The sequence below is a fragment of the Streptomyces sp. NPDC040622 genome (assembly GCF_055593965.1).
Window position 1 is genome coordinate 407,134 of record NZ_JBVIXD010000001.1, and the last position, 19,296, is coordinate 426,429.

At 73.1% G+C, this 19,296-nt stretch carries 18 protein-coding genes; 13 read left to right on the plus strand and 5 right to left on the minus strand.

Annotation, left to right across the window (positions count from 1 at the left end):
• The first annotated feature begins 2 nt into the window (after positions 1-2).
• From ACZ592_RS01895 to ACZ592_RS01910, 4 genes are read left to right on the plus strand one after another with little or no spacing between them, the layout of a single operon-like run.
• Positions 3-1,019 carry an ABC transporter permease gene (locus ACZ592_RS01895; RefSeq protein WP_471579511.1) on the plus strand — a complete coding sequence of 339 codons (1,017 nt, stop codon included), beginning with the start codon at positions 3-5 and terminating at the stop codon, positions 1,017-1,019.
• Positions 1,012-1,905: an ABC transporter permease gene (locus ACZ592_RS01900; RefSeq protein WP_471579512.1), complete on the plus strand. Its 894-nt coding sequence runs from the start codon at positions 1,012-1,014 to the stop codon at positions 1,903-1,905. The genes ACZ592_RS01895 and ACZ592_RS01900 overlap by 8 nt, the downstream gene beginning before the upstream one ends.
• A gap of 56 nt (positions 1,906-1,961) precedes the next feature.
• A complete protein-coding gene (locus ACZ592_RS01905; RefSeq protein WP_471579992.1) occupies positions 1,962-2,891 on the plus strand; it encodes an ABC transporter ATP-binding protein in 930 nt (309 codons plus the stop codon).
• Positions 2,884-3,579 (plus strand): ABC transporter ATP-binding protein, encoded by a 696-nt coding sequence (locus ACZ592_RS01910; protein ID WP_471579513.1) that lies wholly within the window; start codon positions 2,884-2,886, stop codon positions 3,577-3,579. The genes ACZ592_RS01905 and ACZ592_RS01910 overlap by 8 nt, the downstream gene beginning before the upstream one ends.
• Positions 3,580-3,615: 36 nt before the next feature.
• Here ACZ592_RS01910 and ACZ592_RS01915 read toward each other — a convergent pair whose 3' ends face one another.
• Complete coding sequence (locus tag ACZ592_RS01915; protein WP_471579514.1) at positions 3,616-4,413, minus strand: DeoR/GlpR family DNA-binding transcription regulator; 798 nt, start codon at positions 4,411-4,413, stop codon at positions 3,616-3,618.
• A gap of 261 nt (positions 4,414-4,674) precedes the next feature.
• Between ACZ592_RS01915 and ACZ592_RS01920 the strand changes: the two genes are divergently transcribed.
• From ACZ592_RS01920 to ACZ592_RS01940, 5 genes are read left to right on the plus strand one after another with little or no spacing between them, the layout of a single operon-like run.
• The gene (locus ACZ592_RS01920) at positions 4,675-6,039 is read left to right on the plus strand and encodes an MFS transporter (protein ID WP_471579515.1); all 1,365 of its coding nucleotides are present in this window, start codon (positions 4,675-4,677) and stop codon (positions 6,037-6,039) included.
• A 3-nt stretch (positions 6,040-6,042) separates the two neighbouring features.
• The gene (locus ACZ592_RS01925) at positions 6,043-7,602 is read left to right on the plus strand and encodes an FGGY family carbohydrate kinase (RefSeq protein ID WP_471579516.1); all 1,560 of its coding nucleotides are present in this window, start codon (positions 6,043-6,045) and stop codon (positions 7,600-7,602) included.
• Positions 7,595-9,142 carry an FGGY-family carbohydrate kinase gene (locus ACZ592_RS01930; protein ID WP_471579517.1) on the plus strand — a complete coding sequence of 516 codons (1,548 nt, stop codon included), beginning with the start codon at positions 7,595-7,597 and terminating at the stop codon, positions 9,140-9,142. The genes ACZ592_RS01925 and ACZ592_RS01930 overlap by 8 nt, the downstream gene beginning before the upstream one ends.
• On the plus strand, positions 9,139-9,765 hold the full coding sequence (locus tag ACZ592_RS01935) for a histidine phosphatase family protein (protein WP_471579518.1): 627 nt from the start codon (positions 9,139-9,141) through the stop codon (positions 9,763-9,765). Before ACZ592_RS01930 ends, ACZ592_RS01935 begins: the two co-directional genes overlap by 4 nt.
• A gap of 29 nt (positions 9,766-9,794) precedes the next feature.
• Positions 9,795-10,844, plus strand: coding sequence for a 2-hydroxyacid dehydrogenase (locus ACZ592_RS01940; RefSeq protein ID WP_471579519.1), 1,050 nt, complete (start codon positions 9,795-9,797; stop codon positions 10,842-10,844).
• Positions 10,845-10,850: 6 nt separating this feature from the next.
• On the opposite strand, the gene ACZ592_RS01945 is transcribed toward ACZ592_RS01940, so the two are convergent.
• Positions 10,851-11,186, minus strand: a complete 336-nt coding sequence (locus ACZ592_RS01945) for a hypothetical protein (protein WP_471579520.1) — start codon at positions 11,184-11,186, stop codon at positions 10,851-10,853.
• A 420-nt stretch (positions 11,187-11,606) separates the two neighbouring features.
• Between ACZ592_RS01945 and ACZ592_RS01950 the strand changes: the two genes are divergently transcribed.
• From ACZ592_RS01950 to ACZ592_RS01960, 3 genes are all read left to right on the plus strand, one after another.
• Complete coding sequence (locus tag ACZ592_RS01950) at positions 11,607-12,473, plus strand: phosphatidylinositol-specific phospholipase C/glycerophosphodiester phosphodiesterase family protein (RefSeq protein ID WP_471579521.1); 867 nt, start codon at positions 11,607-11,609, stop codon at positions 12,471-12,473.
• A gap of 129 nt (positions 12,474-12,602) precedes the next feature.
• Entirely contained in the window at positions 12,603-12,797 is a 195-nt protein-coding gene (locus ACZ592_RS01955; RefSeq protein WP_471579522.1) for a hypothetical protein, read from the plus strand.
• Positions 12,798-12,871: 74 nt separating this feature from the next.
• Positions 12,872-14,440 carry a hypothetical protein gene (locus ACZ592_RS01960; protein ID WP_471579523.1) on the plus strand — a complete coding sequence of 523 codons (1,569 nt, stop codon included), beginning with the start codon at positions 12,872-12,874 and terminating at the stop codon, positions 14,438-14,440.
• 4 nt (positions 14,441-14,444) lie between these two features.
• On the opposite strand, the gene ACZ592_RS01965 is transcribed toward ACZ592_RS01960, so the two are convergent.
• Both ACZ592_RS01965 and ACZ592_RS01970 read right to left on the minus strand, forming a co-directional pair.
• The gene (locus ACZ592_RS01965) at positions 14,445-15,719 is read right to left on the minus strand and encodes a phosphodiester glycosidase family protein (protein WP_471579524.1); all 1,275 of its coding nucleotides are present in this window, start codon (positions 15,717-15,719) and stop codon (positions 14,445-14,447) included.
• A 74-nt stretch (positions 15,720-15,793) separates the two neighbouring features.
• A complete protein-coding gene (locus ACZ592_RS01970) occupies positions 15,794-16,177 on the minus strand; it encodes a DUF779 domain-containing protein (RefSeq protein WP_471579525.1) in 384 nt (127 codons plus the stop codon).
• Positions 16,178-16,309: 132 nt separating this feature from the next.
• On the opposite strand from ACZ592_RS01970, the gene ACZ592_RS01975 reads away from it, so the two are divergent.
• Positions 16,310-17,002, plus strand: a complete 693-nt coding sequence (locus ACZ592_RS01975; RefSeq protein WP_471579526.1) for a L,D-transpeptidase — start codon at positions 16,310-16,312, stop codon at positions 17,000-17,002.
• Between the two features lie 30 nt (positions 17,003-17,032).
• On the opposite strand, the gene ACZ592_RS01980 is transcribed toward ACZ592_RS01975, so the two are convergent.
• Positions 17,033-19,180 (minus strand): choice-of-anchor A family protein, encoded by a 2,148-nt coding sequence (locus tag ACZ592_RS01980; RefSeq protein WP_471579527.1) that lies wholly within the window; start codon positions 19,178-19,180, stop codon positions 17,033-17,035.
• Positions 19,181-19,296 lie beyond the last annotated feature (116 nt).

Sequence of the window (19,296 nt, forward strand, 5' to 3'; positions counted from 1 at the left end):
CGATGACCGAGGCCCCGGGGAAGACGGCACGCCGTCGCCTTCCCTGGGGGCCGATGGCCCGGCTCGCGGGACGCCGGGCGCTGTTCGCCGTGCCCGTGCTGCTCGTCGTCACCTTCGGCGTCTTCGCCGTCGCCGCCGCGTCGCCCTTCGACCCGGTCAAGGCGTACGCGGGCACCGCGGGTCTCACCGCCTCGCAGGAGAACCTCGACCAGCTCCGCGCCAACCTCGGCGTCGACCGCCCGCTGGCCGCCCGCTGGTGGGAGTGGCTGACCTCGGCACTCACCGGTGACCTCGGCGACTCCAGCACCCTGCGCCAGCCCGTCGCGGACGCCATCGGCGAGCGCGTCGGCTGGTCCGTGCTGCTCGCCGCGACCGCGTTCCTCGTCGCGATCCTGCTCGGCACCGCACTCGGCGTGCTCGCCGCCCGCAGGCCCGGAGGCTGGCTCGACCGCGCGGTGACCTCGCTCGCGTACACCCTGGAGGCCGCGCCGCCGTTCTGGCTCGGCCTGCTCGCCGTCTGGCTGTTCGCGCTGAAGCTGGGTGTGCTGCCCTCCGGCGGCCTGACCGACACCGCCAGCTCGACCGTGACGGCCGGACAGGTCGCGAGCCATCTGGTGCTGCCCGCGGGCGTCCTCGCGATCTCGCAGCTGCCCTGGTTCGTGCTGTACGTGCGCCAAGGGGTGGGCGACGCGCTGGGCGACGACCCCGTGCGCGGGGCACGCGCGCGTGGCCTCGCCGAACGGACCGTCCTCCTCGGGCACGCCCTGCGCTCCGGGATGCTGCCGGTGCTCACGCTCATCGGCTCCCGGGTGCCCGAACTGATCACCGGGGCGCTCCTGGTGGAGACCGTCTTCAGCTGGCCCGGCATCGCCGCGGCGACCGTGCAGGCCGCGACCTCGGTGGACTTCCCGCTGCTCGCCGCGCTGACCGCGCTCGCCACCGTCGCGGTCCTGCTGGGCAACCTCGTGGCCGACCTCCTGTACGGCCTCGCCGATCCGAGGGTGGGATTCGATGGCTGAGCCGGCCGGGACGACGGAGAAGGCCGACATCGTCTGGCGTGCCCGGGGTGGTGTGCGGCGCTCCACGCGCGCGTGGCGGGTGCGTACCTCCGCGGTGCTTGTCGCCGCGGTCGTCCTCGCCGTGCTCGTCGTACCACCCCTGGTCCACCTCGACGAGCAGGCCGTCGACCTGGCCGCCAAGCTCCGGCCGCCCTCGCTCACGCACCCCTTCGGGACCGACGACGTCGGCCGCGACCTGCTGCTGCGCTGTGTCTACGGGCTGCGCGTCTCGCTCCTGGTGGGCGTCGTCGCGGCCGTCGTCGCCACCGTCATCGGCACGGCGGTCGGCGCCCTCGCGGCCGCCTCCGGGGGCTGGGTCGACCGCGTCGTGATGCGGCTCGTGGACGTCTTCTCCTCCGTGCCGCACCTGCTGCTCGGGATCTTCATCGTCGCGATGTTCCGGCCCGGCGTCTGGCCCGTCGTCGTCTCCGTGGCGCTCACGCACTGGCTCTCCACCGCCCGCATCGTGCGCGCCGAGGTCCTGTCGCTGCGCTCGCGGCCCTACGTCGACGCGGCGATATCCGGCGGCGCGTCCCGGCTGCGGGTCGCGGTGCGCCACCTGCTGCCCGGTGTCCTGCCGCAGGCCGGGCTCGCCGCCGTCCTGATGGTGCCGCACGCCATCTGGCACGAGTCCGCGCTGTCCTTCCTCGGCCTCGGACTCCCCACCCACCAGGCGAGCCTCGGCACGCTCGTGCAGAGCGCACGCGGTTCGCTCCTGGCGGGCGACTGGTGGCCGACGCTCTTCCCCGGCCTGTTCATCATCGTGCCCACCCTGGCGATCGCGGGCCTCGCGGGCGCCTGGCGGGAGCGGATCAACCCCCGGCGCCGATCGGAGCTCATGCTGTGACGGACCTCGCCCCGACCCCGGTCCTCTCCGTACGGGGCCTCTCCGTACGGTTCCGGATGCGCGGCGGCAGCCACGTCGCCGCCGTCACCGACGCCACCTTCGACCTCGCGGCGGGGGAGTGCCTCGCCCTGGTCGGCGAGAGCGGCTGCGGCAAGTCCGTGCTCGCCTCCGCGCTGCTCGGGCTGCTCCCGGAGAACGCCGAGACGGCGGGCGCCGCGCTGATCGGCGACCCCGGCGGCGCGGACCGGGTCGACCTGCTGACCGCCGACGAGCGCACCCTGGCCCGCACCGTGCGCGGACGCCGCGTCGGCCTCGTACCGCAGAGTCCCGCCGCCCATCTGACGCCGGTCCGCACCGTGCGCTCCCAGCTGGAGGAGACCCTGCGCGAGCTCGCGGGGGTGCGGGGGCGGCAGCTGCGGGCCGCGGCCGAAGCCGCCGCCGAGCGCGCCGCGTTCCCCGCCGGGCACCTGGACCGCTACCCCCACGAGCTGTCCGGCGGCCTCGCCCAGCGCGCCGCCACCGCGCTCGCCCTCATCGGCGACGCGCCGCTGCTGCTCGCCGACGAACCGACGACCGGCCTCGACCGCGACCTCGTGGACCGCACGGTCGACGAACTGCGCCGGCACGTCGGCGACCACCGCGCCCTGCTCCTGATCACCCACGACCTGGCCGCCGCCGAGCGGATCGCCGACCGCGTCGCCGTGATGTACGCGAGCCGCGTCGTCGAACTCGCCGACGCCGCCGACTTCTTCGGCGCCCCGGGGCCCCGGCACCCCTACGCCCGAGGGCTCCTGAACGCCCTGCCGGAGCGCGCGTTCACGCCCGTCCCCGGCATGCCGCCCGAGCTGTCGGCACTCCCCGAGGGGTGCGCGTTCGCGGCGCGCTGCGAACGGGCCGACGAGGCGTGCGGCGCGCTGCCCGCGCTCACCGGCGGTGCGGCCTGCCACCATCCCCACGCGGACGTGCTGGAGGCGCCCCGTGCTTGAACTGCGTGCCATCACGGCCGGATACGACCGTCGCGCCCCCGTCGTCCGGGACGTCGGCCTCACCCTCGGCGCCGGCGAGTCCGTGGGGCTGCTCGGCCCCAGCGGCTGCGGCAAGTCCACCCTGGCGCGGGTCGCCGCGCTGCTGCACCGGCCCGACGCCGGGCAGGTGATCATCGACGGCGAGCGGGCCCTCGGCTGGCGCCACCGCGCCCCGCGCGAGCAGCGCACCGCCTTCGGCGTCGTCTTCCAGCAGCCGAGGCTCTCCGCCGACCCGCGCCTGCCCCTCACCGACCTCATCGCGGAACCGCTGCGGGCGGTGGGCCGCGGCCCCGAGGCGGCCGAGCTGGTGCCCGGCCTGGCGGCCCGCGTCGGCCTCGGCAGGGAACTCCTCGGCCGTCGCCCGCACGAGGTCAGCGACGGCCAGCTGCAACGGGCCTGCCTGGCCCGCGCGTTGGTCCTGCGCCCGCGCTGGCTGATCTGCGACGAGATGACGGCGATGCTGGACGCCTCGACGACGGCGGCCCTGGTCCACGTCGTGGAGGAGTACCGGGCCGAGCGTGGCGCCGGACTGCTCGCCGTGGGCCACGACCGGGTCCTTCTGGAACGGTGGTGCGACCGCACCCTGCACTGGGGCGAGCTGGCGGGGTCGGCGACCGGGCGCGTGCCGGGGCAGCCCACGGCTCCGTAGCGTTCCTCGGCCGGCAGCAGACCCCGCGCTGGGCCCTCAGCCCCGCGGCACGACCCGTACGTCCGTGCCGTCCCGGCGGATCTCGCGCACCTCGTCCTGCCCGAGTCCGTCGTCCACCACCAGCAGGTCGAAGTCCGACAGCGGTGCCAGCGCGTACAGGCCGTCGCGGGTGAACTTGGTGTGGTCGGCGAGCAGTACCCGGCGCGTGGCCGCCGCCATCATCGCGCGCTTGACCTGCACGGTCTCCGGCGACGTGTGATAGCAGCGGCCGCGCGTCACGGCCGTCGTCGACATGAACAGGACGTCCGCGCGAAACGCCTCCACACTGTCCGCCGTGTGCAGGCCCATGAAGGCGTCGTACGCCGGGAAGTAGCTGCCCCCGAGCGCGATCAGCGAGACGCCCGGCTCCTTGGCGAGCGCCGTGACCGCGGGCAGCGAGTTGGTGATGACCGTCAGCGGGGTGCGCTCGGTGAGCAGCCGCGTCAGGTGCAGACACGTCGTGCTGTCGTCGAGCAGCACCGTCTGGCCCGGCACCAGCTCCCGGGCGGCGGCGCGCGCCAGCTGCTGCTTCGTCTGCGCCATCGTCGACATCCGCTCGGCGACACTGCCGTGGAACTGCGCGGAGGGCAGTCCCGTCGCCCCGCCGCGCACCTTGCGCAGCCAGCCCTGCGACTGCAGGAAGTCCAGATCCCGGTGGATCGTCATCAGGCTGACGCCGAACTCGTCGGCGAGGCCGGCGGCGCGCACGAAGCCGTTCGTGACCACCGACTCGCGGATGCGGCCGCGCCGCACCTCGCGCACGTCCTCCCGGTCCGCGCCCGCCACACCGCCCACCCGCTCTCATCTCTCGTACGCGCTCACAGCCATGTGAAATGACCGAGTGATGATCTCATCGATTTCACATCCCGTGCGGGCGGTCCACGGGCCACCGCACAGCTTTGGAGCGGGCGGACCGTGGGGGACCCAAGTCCTTCTCACACGGCGAAAGACCCTTGTCACGGGAGAAGCCGGCAGGTGATTGACGCCGGATTTCGGCCAACTGTTAGCTCGCTCCTGCCAGCGTTCGCCGCCGTCACCGCCAGCAGGGGAGCTTCAATGACGAACACCCCGAGTTCCGTCTTCACACGCATCGGCATACCGCCCGCCCTCTCCTGGGGATACCTGGGACTCCTGATCTTCATGACCGGTGTCGGCATCGAGGCCGGCTACCTCTCGCCCTACCTGGAGGGCCTCGGTATCCCGGCGTCCGGCGTCGCGATGGTCTTCACCGTGTACGGCGTCACGGGCGCCGTCGCCGCCTGGTTCGCCGGAGCACTCTCCGACCTGTGGGGCCCGCGCCGCGTCATGTGGCTCGGCCTGGTCACCTTCGTCGTCACCCACACCTTCTTCCTGACGGTGGCGATCCCCAGCAGGGCCTACCCGCTGCTGCTCCTGGGCTACGGACTGCGCGGCCTCGCCTTCCCGCTCTTCGCCTACGCCTTCCTCGTCTGGATCGCGGCCGTCGCGCCGCAGCGGCAGATGGGCAGCGCCATGGGGTGGTTCTGGTCGGCGTTCTCCGCCGGACTGCCCACGCTCGGCTCGCTCACCGCCAGCCTCCTGATCCCGCACATCGGCGAGCTCGGCACCCTGTGGGCGGCGCTCGGCGTGGTCGTCGTCGGCGGACTCGCCCCCCTGCTCCTGATCCGCGAACCCACCGGCGCCGCGCGCCTCGCGCCCACGGGAGAGAGCCCCCTGACCGGCCTCGTCGGCAGCCTGACCATCCTCTGCCGCAACCCCCGGGTGGGCGCGGTCGCGACGGTGCGGATGCTGAACACCGCATCGCAGTTCGGCTTCCTGGTCATGCTCCCCACCTGGTTCGTCAAGGACATCGGGCTCTCGAACGCGCAGTGGCTGCGGCTGCTCGCCCTCATGTTCGCCACCAACATCGTCACCAACCTCCTCTTCGGGATGGTCGGCGACACGGTGGGCTGGCGCACCACCGTCGCCTGGTTCGGCGGCGTCGGCTGCACCCTGTCCACCCTGGTCCTGTACTACGTCCCCGCCGCGGTCGGCCCGCAGTACGGTCTGTGCGTCCTGGTCGCCGTCCTGTACGGCGCCACGCTCTCCGGGTACGTCCCGCTCTCCGCGCTGATGACGGCCATCGCCCCCACCCACAAGGGCCGGGCCATGGCCGCCCTGAACCTCGGCGCCGGCGCCTCCGCCTTCGTGGGCCCCCTCGTCGTCAGCCTCTTCCTCGGGCCGCTCGGGGTCGGCGGCGTCGTGTGGATCTTCGCCGGGTTCCACGCGGTCAGCGCGCTGCTCGCGCCGGCCCTGCGGACCACGGCCCCCGACCAGGCGCCGGCCGGCCGCACGGCCCCGGCCCCTACCCCCGCGCCCGACTCCGCGGTACGCCTGCCACAGCCGCTGCCCGCCGACGCCACGGGGCAGCACGTCGGCGCATCCGCCACGAAGGGACTGTGACCCATGTCCGTACTCGCCATCGACGTCGGCACCACGATGATCAAGTCGGTCGTCTTCGACGACCAGGGCAACGAGCTCGCCGTCTCCCGGCTCGCCACCGAGGTGCATCGCCGCCACCCCGGCTGGGCCGAGCAGGACATGGACACCGTGTGGAACGCCGTCGTCTACACCGTCCGCAACGCCCTCCGTGACGTCACCGACCCCGTCTGGCTCGTGACGTTCACCGCGCAGGGCGACGGCGCCTGGCTCGTCGACGCCGCCGGACGCCCCACCGGGCCCGCCATCCTGTGGTCCGACGGCCGCGCCGGCGACATCCTCACCCGCTGGGAGCGGGAGGGCGTCCTCGAAGAGGCCTTCCGCCGCAACGGCTCCCTCACCTGCAGCGGCATGCCCAACGCGATCTTCAGCTGGCTGGGCTCCCACGACCCGCAGCGCCTGACGCACTCCGCCGCCTCGCTGACCGCCGCGGGCTGGCTGTTCCTGCGCCTGACCGGCGTCACCGCCATGGACGAGTCCGACGCCTCCGCGCCCTTCCTCGACCACGCCACCGGCGACTACGACCCCGAGATCGTCGCCCTGTTCGGCCTCACCTCCTACGCCCGCCTGCTCCCCGAGGTCCTCGGCGAGCAGGAGCGCATCAGCGAGATCACCTCCGAGGCGGCGGCCCAACTCGGCCTGCCCGCCGGGCTCCCCGTCGTCATGGCGCCGTACGACATCGCCTCCACCGCCCGCGGCGCCGGCGTCGTCAACCCGGGCCAGGCGTGCAGCATCCTCGGCACCACGCTCTGCACCGAGATCGTCCGCAAGGACGTCGACACGAGCGGCGAGCCGTCCGGCATCAACATCGCCTACCGGGGCCGCGAACGCGTCCTGCGCGCCTTCCCCACCCTCAACGGCGCCGAGGTCCTGAACTGGGCCGCCCGCACCCTGCGCCTCGAAGGCCCGCCGGAGCTCGCCTCGTTGGCGTTCACCGCGTCCGAACCCGGCGCCCGCGGCCTGATGTTCCTGCCCTACCTCTCCCCGGCGGGCGAACGGGCCCCCTTCCTCGACCCGCGCGCCCGCGGCTCGTTCTGGGGGCTCTCCCTGGAACACACCCGCGCCGACCTGGCCCGCGCCGTCTTCGACGGACTCTCCCTGGTCCTGCGCGACTCCCTCGTCGCCTCGCGCACCGCGGTCACCGAACTCCGGCTGTGCGGCGGCGGCGCCAACAGCGCCGAGTGGTGCGCGCTCATCGCCGACGCGACCGGCGTTCCGACGGCCCGCTCGGGCGACACCGAACTCGGCGCCAAGGGTGCCTTCCTCACCGGCCTCGTGCTCAGCGGAGCCGAGTCCAGCATGCACACCGCCGCCGCCAAGTACGTACGGATGCGCAGCAGCTGGGAGCCCGACCCGGAGCGCGCCGCCTCCTACGCGGCCCTGTACGAGTCGTTCCTGACCTGGCGCACCCTGACGCGCGACGCCGGCTGGAGCGCGGCCCCCGCCCCCCTGCCCCCGCACCCCCTCGCAGGACCTCCCCTCCCCGGCCCCCGTACGGCACCCCAGCAAGGAGCACCCCGTGCCTGACCACTCACCCCAGGGCACCGCGCTGCCCCCGGACGCCGTCTGGCTCGGCCTCGACCTCGGCACCCAGAGCGCCCGGTGCGTCGCCGTCGACTCCACCGGGCAGGTGCTCGCCGCCGCGTCCCGGCCACTCGCCGGGCGCCGTGAGGGCGTCCGTCACGAACAGGACCCCGAGCAGTGGTGGAGCGCGCTCGCCGGGGCCTGCCGCGAGGCCCTGTCCGGCATCGACCCCGACCGGGTCGGCGGGCTCGCCGTCGACGGCACCTCCGGCACGATCCTCCTCGCCGACGCGGCAGGCGTCCCGCTCACCCCGGGGCTCATGTACGACGACGGACGCGCCGCCCAGCAGGCCGCCCGCGCCAACGAGGCGGGCGCCGCCGTCTGGCAGGAGCTCGGCTACCGCTCCATGCAGCCGTCCTGGGCGCTGCCCAAGCTGCTCTGGCTCCTCGACCACGAACCCGCGGCGGCCGGTACGGGGGTCCGGCTGCTGCACCAGCCCGACCTGGTCACCTGGCGGCTCGCGGGCCACCAGGTGGCGAGCGACGCCAGCCACGCCCTGAAGACCGGCTACCACCTCACCGAGGAGCGCTGGCCGGAGCGTGAACTCGCCGAACTCGCCGCGCCTCAGGCTCTGTTGCCCGATGTCGTACGCCCCGGAAGCGTCCTCGGCACGGTCTGCGCGACGGCCGCCGCCGCGACCGGCATCCCCGAAGGCACCGCGATCGTCGCGGGCATGACCGACGGCTGCGCGGCCCAGATCGGCGCGGGGGCCCTCACGCCGGGCGCCTGGAACTCCGTCCTTGGCACCACCCTCGTCTTCAAGGGCACCAGCCCCCACCTGGTCCGCGACCCGGGCGGCGTCGTCTACTGCCACCGCGGCCCCGGCGACACCTGGCTGCCGGGCGGCGCGTCCAGCAGCGGCGCGGGCGCCCTCGCCCGCGAGTTCCCCGGCGCCGACCTGGAAGAGCTGACCGTCCGGGCGAGTGCGGCCGCGACCGACGCCGTGGCCTACCCGCTGGTCTCCACCGGCGGCGAACGCTTCCCCTTCCGCGCCCCGGACGCCCGCCCCTTCGTCCTCGGCAGGCCGGCGGACGAAGCCGAACGCTTCCACGCCCACCTCCTGGGCGTCGCCTGCGTCGAACGGCTCTGCTTCGACTACCTCGACCTGATCGGCGCCCCCGTCGACGGCCCGCTCACCCTCACCGGCGGCGGGGCGCGCAACCGGTACTGGAGCGGGCTCCGCGCCGACGTCCTCGGCCGTCCCGTCCGGATCCCCGAGCAGGCCGAGGGCGCCATCGGCATGGCGGTGCTCGCCGCGACCTCGGGCGGCGCAGGGGTCAGGGACGCCGCGGCCGCCATGGTCCGCATCGGCGAGGAGATCCTCCCCGATCCGGCACGCACCGCCCGCTGGACACCCGTCTACCTCGCCTTCGTCGACGAACTCGCCGCCCGCGGCTGGCTGGACGGCGCCGTCGCCGACCACGCGCACACCCGCGCGGGCCGTACCCCCGGCACTCCGCATCCTGAAAGGGCACACCAGTGACCGACTTCATCCTCGTACGCCATGGGGAGACCGTCTGGCACGACGGCAACCGCTACGCGGGGCGCACCGACGTCGACCTCACCTCGCGCGGGCTCCTCCAGGCCGCCGCGCTCGGCGCGTGGGCCGCGGGGGAGCGGATCGACGCCGTCGTCAGCTCCCCGCTCGGCCGCGCCCGGCTCACCGCCGCGCCCGCCGCCGAGGCGCTCGGCCTCGTGCCGCGCGTCGACGAACGGCTCCTCGAAGTCGACTTCGGGCGCGGCGAGGGGCTGACCCGCGACGAGATGCGCGAGCGGTTCCCCGAAGAGCTCGCCGCGTTCCTGCGCGACCCCGTCGCCCACCACCTGCCCGGCGGCGAGGATCCGCGCGCGGCGGCCGAGCGGGCGAGCGCGGCGCTCGCCGACCTCGCCGCCGCGTTCCCCGAGGGACGCGTCCTCGTCGTCGCCCACTCCACCCTCGTCCGCCTCGTCCTCTGCCGCGAGCTGGGCATTCCGCTCGCCGACTACCGGCAGGTCTTCCCCGCCCTTCACAACGGCGCCCTGACCGAACTGCGCCTGCGCGAGGGCCGGATGGCGCTGCTGCGCCTCAACGCGCCGGCCGCCGTCGCCCCCGTACCCGCCACCTGACCCCCCACCTCACCAGGAAGAAGCCCCTCATGAGCACCACCGTCCTTGCCGCAGGCGACCACTTCGTCCTCCCGCGCCTGCTCACCGAAGAGGTCCGCTCGGCCACCGAGGGCGCCGGGGCCGTGGACGTACGGGAGATCACGCTGCCCTGGCCGCACACCCCCTTCGGACCCGTCGGCGAGGTCGTGGAGGCGTCCGGCACCGAGGCCGAGCTCATCGAGGCCCTCCAGGGCGTGGAGGTCTGCGTCACGCAGATGGCGCCCCTCACCGAACGCGTCCTCGCCCACTGCCCCGACCTGAAGCTCATGTGCGTCAGCCGAGGCGGGCCCGTCAACGCCAACCTGGAGGCGGCAACCCGGCACGGCGTCGCCGTCTCCTACGCCCCGGGCCGCAACGCCGTCGCCACCGCCGAGCACACCCTCACCCTGCTCCTGGCCGCCGCCCGCGGCGTCGGCGACACCCACTCCGACCTGCGCCGGGGCGTCTGGCGCGGCGACTACTACGACTACGACAACTGCGGCATCGAGATCGAGGGAGCCACCGTCGGCCTCGTCGGCTACGGCGCGATCGGCAGCCGCGTCGCCAAGGTGCTGGTCGCGATGGGCGCGACGGTCCTGGTCCACGACCCCTACGTACGACCGGAACTGCTCGCGGGCGTCGCCGAGCAGGTCTCCCTCGACGACCTGCTCACCCGCTCCCGCATCGTCTCCCTGCACGCGCGCGTGACCGAGGAGACCACGGGCATGATCGGCGCCGGGCAGATCGCGCGGATGCCGCGCGGCTCGGTGCTCGTCAACTGCGCGCGCGGCGCCCTCCTGGACTACGACGCGGTCTGCGACGCCCTGGACGCGGGCCGGCTCTCCGGCGCCGCCTTCGACGTCTACCCGCAGGAGCCCGTACCGGCCGGCTCACGCCTCCTGAAGACCCCGGGCATCGTCATGACGCCGCACATCGCGGGCGGCAGCCAGGAGGTCGCGCACAAGGCGGCGCGCATCGTCGCCGGCGAGGTCTCCCGCTTCCTGCGCGGCGAGCCGCTCGCGCACTGCGCCAACCCGGAGGTCTTCGCCGGGCGCTCCTGACCTCCGTCAGGCATGCCCCCCGAGGGTCAGCTCGACGTCGTCGCCGGCCCGGACGAACTCCCGAATGAGCCAGGTACGGCCGCCGATGGCCGTACCGGCACCGGTGGTGTAGGCGGGGACGGAGAGCACGGGACCCGCCGGTTCCGCCGTGCGCACCTCGGCCTCCGTGACCACATCGTCGGAAAGCCGCAGCTCAAGTCCGACGGCCGAGGGGGCCGCCGCGAAGCCCCGGGGGTCGGGCAGCCCTTGGATCCGGCAGCGGGCCCCCGGAAAGAGATGGGTGTGACCGCACAGGGCCGGAAAGACCTTGTCCTCGTCCGGTCCGGTGGAGGGCTGTGCCATGAGGGAACTCCGCGATCGACGGTGACGGGGGCCCGAGGAGTCTGACGCTCCGATCTCCCGAGCCTCGGCACCTCCCACCGAACTGCCCACGCTGTCACCCGGTCGGATCTGCGGAAGCGCCGAAGCGTGCATCCAAAACCGCCTCCCCCCACGAAGAACCTGACGCAGGGTGTGACGGACCCCCGACCGACACGCCCCAGCGCCGCCGCTGGCGTCGGGTGTCCATTGCGCCTCGACGCCAGCGGCACTAGGGACCGTGCCTGTGCAGGCGCCGGCGCGCGGAACCGGCCACCGTGGGAGTTTCCCCAGGTGTTCAGGACGCGGCCACTCCCCTGGAGGGGTGCGGAGCCGCATACTCACTGAGGTTCCGTTCCTCGTCGTACTCCGGCGTCGCCCCGACCAGCCCTCCGGGAGGCAGACATGGCCCTCACCACCCGTCGCAGAGCCCTCACCACCCTCGGCGCCGCCGTCGCGGGCGGCGTCGCGCTGCCCGCCTACGCGCAGGCGGGCGAACGCGGGCAGACGGCGCGGCCCCGGCCGCTGGTCCGTGCCCACGCCCACAACGACTACGAGCACCCCCGGCCCCTCTTCGACGCGCTCGACCACCGCTTCGGCAGCGTCGAGGCCGACATCTACCTCGTCGACGGGCAGCTCCTCGTCGCCCACGACCCGGTGGACCTCGACCCCACCCGTACGCTCGAGTCCCTCTATCTGGAGCCGCTGGCCGCGCGCGTGCGCGCCAACCACGGTTCCGTGTACCGGGGTTACTACCGGACCCCCTTCCAGCTGCTGATCGACATCAAGACCGAAGGTGCTTCGACGTACGCCGAGCTCCACCGGCGGCTGCGGCCCTACCGGCGCCTCCTCACCTCGTACGCCTACGGGAAGGTGCGCCGCGGAGCGATCACCGCCGTCGTCTCGGGCGATCGCGCGGCGCGCGCCCCGATGGAGGCGCAGCGCATGCGGCACGCCTTCTACGACGGCCGTCTCACCGACCTCGGCACCGCGGCCCCCGCCTCGCTCATCCCGCTGATCAGCGACAACTGGTCCCTCAACTTCACCTGGCAGGGCACAGGGCCGATACCCGCTGCCGAACGCGACAGGCTGCGCGGCCTCGTCTCCCAGGCCCACGCGCGCGGGCAGCGCGTCCGGTTCTGGGCCACGCCCGACCTGCCGGGCCCGCAGCGGGACGCGGTCTGGGGCGAGCTGCTCGCCGCCGGCGTCGACCACCTCAACACCGACGACCTCGCGGGCCTCAAGGCCTTCCTCGACGCGCAGGGCCGGTGACCCCCGCGGAACGGGTTCCGCGCGAGTAACACTCGTTCGGAGCACAGGTCAGACGCCCGAACGCGCCCTCCGCTACGCCAAACTGACGGCCACATGCCGCGGTGTCGCGTGGCGGAGGAGGTACATCCCATGGCCGTTTCGATCTCTGTCGTGCTGCTGCTCGTGATCCTCGCGGTGGTCTTCCTGCGCAACGGGGCCCTGAAGCTCTCGCACGCCGTCGTCTGCGGTCTGCTGGGCTTCTATCTGGCGAGTTCGAGCATGGCGCCGACCATCAGGGACGGCCTGACGGCCACGGCCGACATCGTCAGCGGAATCCAGCCGTGATCGTTCTTTGCGGGTTCGTGAACAACTGACGCTGTTTCATGGACACTTCAAGAGGTCCCCTCTAGCTTCGGCGCATGTCCAGCAGACTGCGCCGCCTCGTTCCCGTCAGTGTCGTGGCCCTGACCGCTTCCCTCGCGGTCCCCGCGTACGCCGACGAGATCCCCAAGGCCCCCGGGCACCGGCTCGTCGAGCAGTACGAGGGCGCGCCCGCCGACGCCCGCCCGCTGCCCGGCACCCCACCGCCCCAGCACCCCTACCTCGCCGCCAACGGCCGCAGCGGCATGCACGCGGACGCCGCGGGCAGCGGAACGTATCCCTGGAACGGTCCGCTCGGGAAACGGCCCGCCGTCGACAGCGAGAAGATGGCGGCGCTCGGCGGTGAGTGCGCGACCGTCACCTTCGACCGGGACGGACGCATCGTCACCGTGTGCGGCACCTTCACCGGCTTCCTGGTCAAGCTGCTCGACCCGAAGACCCTCGACACCCTCGCCGAGTACAAGCTGCCGCAGCGGCCGTCGACCGTCGAGGCGATCACACGGCTCGACTTCTCCAGGATCTTCAAGGACACCTCGGGCGGCGCCTACTCCTACCTCGACAACGAGGACCGGCTCGTCCTCGCCGACTCCCGCCAGCACATCGTGCGGCTCGCCCACGAGCGGACGGCGGACGGCGGCTGGCGCTTCGTCGTCGACCAGGACTGGGACCTGACCGCGCACGTCCCGCACGACTGCGTGAGCTGGACGAACCTCTTCCCGAGCGGCGAGTGCGACCCGGTCACCTCGGTCATGCCGGACTGGGAGGGCCGCATCTGGTGGGTGACCCGGCAGGGCCGCGTCGGCACCGTCGACCCGAAGTCCGGTGACATCCGCGCCGTGCGGCTGGACGCCGAGGAGATCCAGAACTCCTTCTCCGTCGCGAAGGACGGCGTCTCGATCGTCTCCGACCACGCCCTCTACAGCTTCCGGGCCACCGAGGACGGCACGCCGAAGGCCGTGTGGCGCCAGACGTACGACCGAGGCACCGGCACCAAGCCCGGCTCGGTGAACCAGGGTTCGGGCACCACTCCCGACCTCTTCGGCGAGCACGACGACTACGTGGCGATCACGGACAACGCCGACGACCGGATGAACGTCCTCGTCTACCGGCGCGACGCCGACGTGCCGGACGGAAAACGGCTCGTCTGCAAGGTCCCCGTCTTCGGCCCCGGCGCGTCCACCACCGACAACTCCCTGATCACCTGGGGCAACAGCCTCGTCGTGGAGAACAACTACGGCTACGAGAACATCACCTCGCTCACCTTCGGCCGCAGCGTCGTCGGCGGCGCCAGCAGGATCGACGTGCGCGAGGACGGCAGCGGCTGCGACACGGTCTGGGAGAGCGGGGTGCGCTCCCCGTCCACCGTGCCGAAGCTCTCCACCGCCAACGGCCTGCTGTACTTCTACGCGAAGGAGCCCAACAAGCTCGGCATCGACGCCTGGTACCTCACCGCCGTCGACTTCCGCTCCGGCGAGACCAAGTGGAAGCAGCTCGCAGGAACGGGCGTCGCGTACGACAACAACTGGGCGCCGGTGACGCTGGGACCCGACGGGACGGCCTACGTCGGCGCCTTCAACGGGCTCGTGGCGGTCCGCGACACGCAGTGAGGGATCAGCCCCGGGAGAACACGCCGATGCCGTTGGGCACCGGGCGCTCCGCCCCGCCGCTGGGGTTGTTGCGCACGGTCACGGCATCGGCGCCCGGGGCCCGCGCGACCAGGGTGGACGTGGCGGACACCAGGGTGGAGGAGCCGCCGCCGTCCAGGCTGAACCCGTCCCGCGCACCCAGCCCCCGCAGCGTGTCGGCCACTTCTGCGATCGTCAGGCCGCCGCGGAACTCCGGTGCGCCGTCGAGCGAGAGCAGCAGCAGGCGGCGGCCGTCGGGCGAGATCCCCGCCGCCGTCCGCACGGCGGAGGTGGTGGGGTCGAGGCCCGGCAGCGGCACGCCGTCCCGCAGCACGGGATAGCCGCCGAGCGCGAAGCGCAGCGGGACATGCGACTCGGCCGCCACCAGCCGGTGGCTGACCCGCACCCGGTCGCCCGTCGACAGTTTCCGCAGCTCCTGCGCGCCCGCCTCACGCCCGACCAGGACCGTGTCGCCCGCGGCGATCGGGCCGGTGCCCGGCGTGTCGGCCGAGGCCACGACGCGCCCGCCGCGGAGCGTCACCTCATGGGTGTCCGTACTGCAGGGCGCACCGCGGCTCGTGTCGGTGCCGCACGTCGCGCGCACCCGCGAGACGTCTCCCCAGTCGCTGGTGAAGGCGCCGACGGAGCCGACCGGCAGGGCGTACTGGTTGAGGCCGCCGAGCGGCAGCCGGTCGCCGCCGGCCCGGATCTGTCCGTCCAGGGCGAGGTTGTCCAGGCGGGCCTTGTGGTCGTACCCGACGCCGAGGACGGCCTCGGTGGTCACGCCCGGCGGCATCGCGGGGCCGAAGCGCTGCCCGTCCGGCACGGCGGCCTTGAGCGCGCGGCCGTTCGCGATCGCGGGGCCGACGGGGGCGCCGGTCGCCTCGACGCCGGGGTGCTGGGTCTCGGTGATGTTGAAGAAGTCTCCGTTGATGCCGCCGACGGCGCCGACGCCGTCCGCGAGGGCGGAGACGGGCGCACGGGCGGCCACCTTGCCCGGGTACAGCAGGCCGACGCTCGTGCGCGGATCACGCAGGTTCACGTCGAGCACGTGGGCGCGGGCGGTGCCGTGCGAGGTGGGGATGTCGAAGTACCGGTACTCGACCCCCGGCGCGATGCGACTGACCGCGCGCTCCCCGTCCCCGACGGCGCCACTGGCCGGTGCCGCCCCCAGGAGAGCCGTACCGGCCAGGGTGCCGAGCGTGGTGAGGAAGGCGCAGGCCAGTCTGAACCGTCCACCGCGTTGCGTCTGACGTGTCACAGGTCCCCCCTGGTGTCGGCCGTGCAGCGAAACAACTGTCCCAGCAGCCAGGGGAGTTCACCAGACGCCGGTGACTACGTTCCGACCAGCCGGGAACGGATGAGGAAACGTACTCCTTCCGGGGCCTCCAGCGAGAAGCCGCTGCCCCGTCCCGGTACGACGTCCACGATCAGCCGAGTATGACTCCACACCTCGTACTGGCTCCTGGACATCCAGAACGCTACGGGCTCCGCGACCCCTTCGACGGTCAGCGACGCGAGGCACACGTCGGATTCGCCGGTGCGGAACTCGCCGTCCGGGAAGCACATGGGCGCGCTGCCGTCGCAGCAGCCGCCGGACTGGTGGAACATCAGCGGCCCGTGGTTCTCGCGCAGTCGCCGTACGAGCCCGGCGGCGGCAGGGGTGAGCTCCACCCGGGGCGTGCCGCCCCCGGTGTCCTGCGTCTCATGACGGTCCATGCGAGGAGCCTGCCCGCCCGCACGTTGCAACAGGGTTGCGAGGGTGACCCGCACGCCCCCCGGTCGGAGCAATTATGTGATGGTCAGGTCGTGTCGCCGAGGGTGCGGACGCACACCGGTGAAGCTGGTGCGATGCGCTGGTTCCTCTCGTCGATCGCCGTCCTGTCCCTGGCCGTTCCCGTGACGGCCGTTCCCGCCTCGCACGCGGTCGCCGCCCCCGGCGCCACCGGGCCGGCCTGCCGCGCGGGCGCCGCCGCCCCCTACCAGCGGGAAATGGAGCGCGAGCTGCGGCTGCCGGTCGACGGGCGCCAGTCCGCCGCCGACTGCGCGGCCATCCGCGGGCTCCAGCAGCGGCTCGGTATCCGCCCGGCGGACGGCAGGGCCACGCTGCGGACGTACCGCCTGCTCGTCGCGGACAAGATCCGGCGGGATCCGGCGGCCCGGCGCGCCTGCCCGGTGAAGCCGTACCGGGTCACCTGCGTGGACCTCACCCGGCAGATCCTGTGGGCGCAGAGCGGCGGCAGGCTGGTCTTCGACCCGGTGCCGATCCGCAGCGGCAGGGACGGCCTGGAGACCCGCCGCGGCTGGCAGCGGATCTACTGGAAGAACCGCAACCACTACTCGACGATCTATCACGTGCCCATGCCGTACGCGCAGTTCTTCAACGGAGGACAAGCCCTGCACGGCACCCGCCAGGATCTGTTCTCCGCCGGGTCGGGCGGCTGCGTGAACCTGTCCCTGGGCGACGCCGCCCGGCTGTACGACCTGCTGCAGAAGGGCGACCGCCTCTACATCTGGGGAACGAAGCCGGGCACGGGCAGCTGACGCCACCCGTGCCCGCAGGGGCGGGGAGGGTCACTTCCCCTTCTTGCCGCCGCCGCGCTGGTTGCTGAGCGTCACCGTGACGCCCTTGGCGGCGTTGCCCGCGGTGACCTTGTGCGGGCCGCTGACCGTGTTCTTCGGCAGGACGTAGCCGTCGGGCACGGCCGTCTCCTTGAGGTAGTACGAGCCGAGGTCGAGGCCCTTGAACGCGCACCGGCCCCGGCCGTCCGTGGCGCAGCCCTCGTCGACGAGGGTGTCCCGGCCGGCGCCGGACGCCTGGAGGCCCGGCTTGCCGTTGGTCTCGTGCCACAGCTGGAAGACGGCGCCGCTGAGCGGCTTGCCCGTCTTCTTGTCCCGCTTGACGACCGTGATCTCGCCGACGGTACCCGGCTGGTCGTGCTTGCTGTTCAGCGCCTCGACGGAGACCCCGTCCGCCGCGTTGGCGTCGGTCAGGTCCAGCGGCCCGAAGACGGCCGGGTCCGGCAGGTCGAAGCCGTCCGGGGCCTTCGTCTCGACCCAGTAGTACGTGCCGACGCTCACGTTCCTGCGGCACGTCCCCGCGGTGTCCGTCGTGCAGGGCTTGCCCGTCGCGGTGTCCGGGTCCGGGCCCTTCTGCTGCAGGCCCGGGGTGCCGTTGGTCTCGCGCCAGAGCTGGAAGCGCGCTCCCGCCAGCGGGGCGCCGGTGTCCTTGTTCTTCTTGACGACCGTGACGTCACCCTTGTTGACGTGCAGCTTCTTCTCGTTCGTGGCCGGGACCTCGACGCCCGCGTCGGCGTTCGCCTCGGTCAGTTCCACAGGTCCGAAGACGGCCGGGGAGGGCAGCCGGTAGCCGTCCGGGGCCTTGGTCTCGCGCCAGTAGTACGTGCCGAGCGGCACGGTCCGCACGCACTCGCCCGGCGCCTCGGTCAGGCAGGGGCCGCCGACCTTCGTGTCGGGGTCGCCGCCGCCGGTCTGCAGGCCGTCGACGCCGTTGGTCTCCTGCCACAGCTCGAACTCGGCGCCCGCGAGCGGCTTCCCGCTCTCCTCGTCGGTCTTGACCACCTTCACCTGGCCGGAGGTCGGCGCGTTGGCGCAGTCGGGAAGGTCGCCGTTGAAGGGGTAGTTGTGGAACTCCTGGCCGCCGCCGCCCGAGGCCGCGCTGGTGTGGGTGAGCGAGCCCGTGGTGAAGAAGCGGCCGTTCATGCCCGGCACGCTGACCGTGGTCATCGAGCTCTGGTTGCCGACCAGGACGCTGCCCTGGAACTGTCCGGTGCCCTTGACCTCCACCGAGGTGGCGTCGGGGAAGTTCCACAGCAGGCGGCTGCGCAGCTTGTTGAGCTGACTGCTGTCGTCGATGGTGCCGCTGTAGGTGTTGATGGAGCGATTGGTGCCGAGGATGTTCACCAGGACCGTGGCGCCGTCCGGGATGCCCTCGAAGCGGATGCCCTCCTGGCCGCCGCTGGCGCCCATCAGGTCGAAGTCGACGTTGAAGACCTGCAGCATGGAGGTGTTGTCGCCGGAGAAGAGGGTCTCGCCGCCCGCGTGCGTGGCCGTGCCCGTGGGGGTGCGGGTGCCGCCCTCGGGGTGGGCGTAGCACTGGCTGGCCTCGGTCAGCTGGTCCCGCAGCGGGATGTAGGGCTTGGCGGCGTCGGGGTCCTTGCGCAGGGTGCTCTCGATCGTGCCGGTCGCGTTCCCGGCGTGCCGCACCACGCCCTCCTCGGCGAGCAGCCGCTCCCCGGCGGCCACCTTGACGTCGCCGCCGGTGGTGAGCCAGTCCGATCCCACGGGCGGTGTGACACGGGAGCCGACGCCGGCCTCGCCGACGTTGTAGATGCCGCTGACCCCGGCCGCCTTGTCCTGGTCGAAGTCGCCGAGGACCACGACGCGGCCCTCGGCCTCCGCGGCCTTCTCGCGGACCAGGAAGTCCTTGCCCACATAGATGTTGACGGCGTTGTCGCGGTACGTGATCCCGCCGTTGTTGATCGGCGGGTAGTCGTCGTCGGGGCAGTTGCCCGGCACGCACGGGCCGAGGCCGCCGGGCAGGGGCTTCGCGGCGGCGGCCGCGCGGGGCCCGGCCGGCGATGGGGCCGGCCCCGCATCGGAGTGCGCGCCGGCGGGCACGGCTGAGAGACCGCTTCCCGCGACGATGCCGAGGAGACAGAGGTACCTCATTCCGGACTGGACGAGGGAAGGAAAAGTCACGTGCACATCAGCTCCTCACAAGGTCAAAGAGACGTGGAGGAGGCTCGCACGATTGTCGCCCGCGACCATTCAACCGATCCGCGCTTCATACGAAGAGCACTGCAAAGGATGAGTGT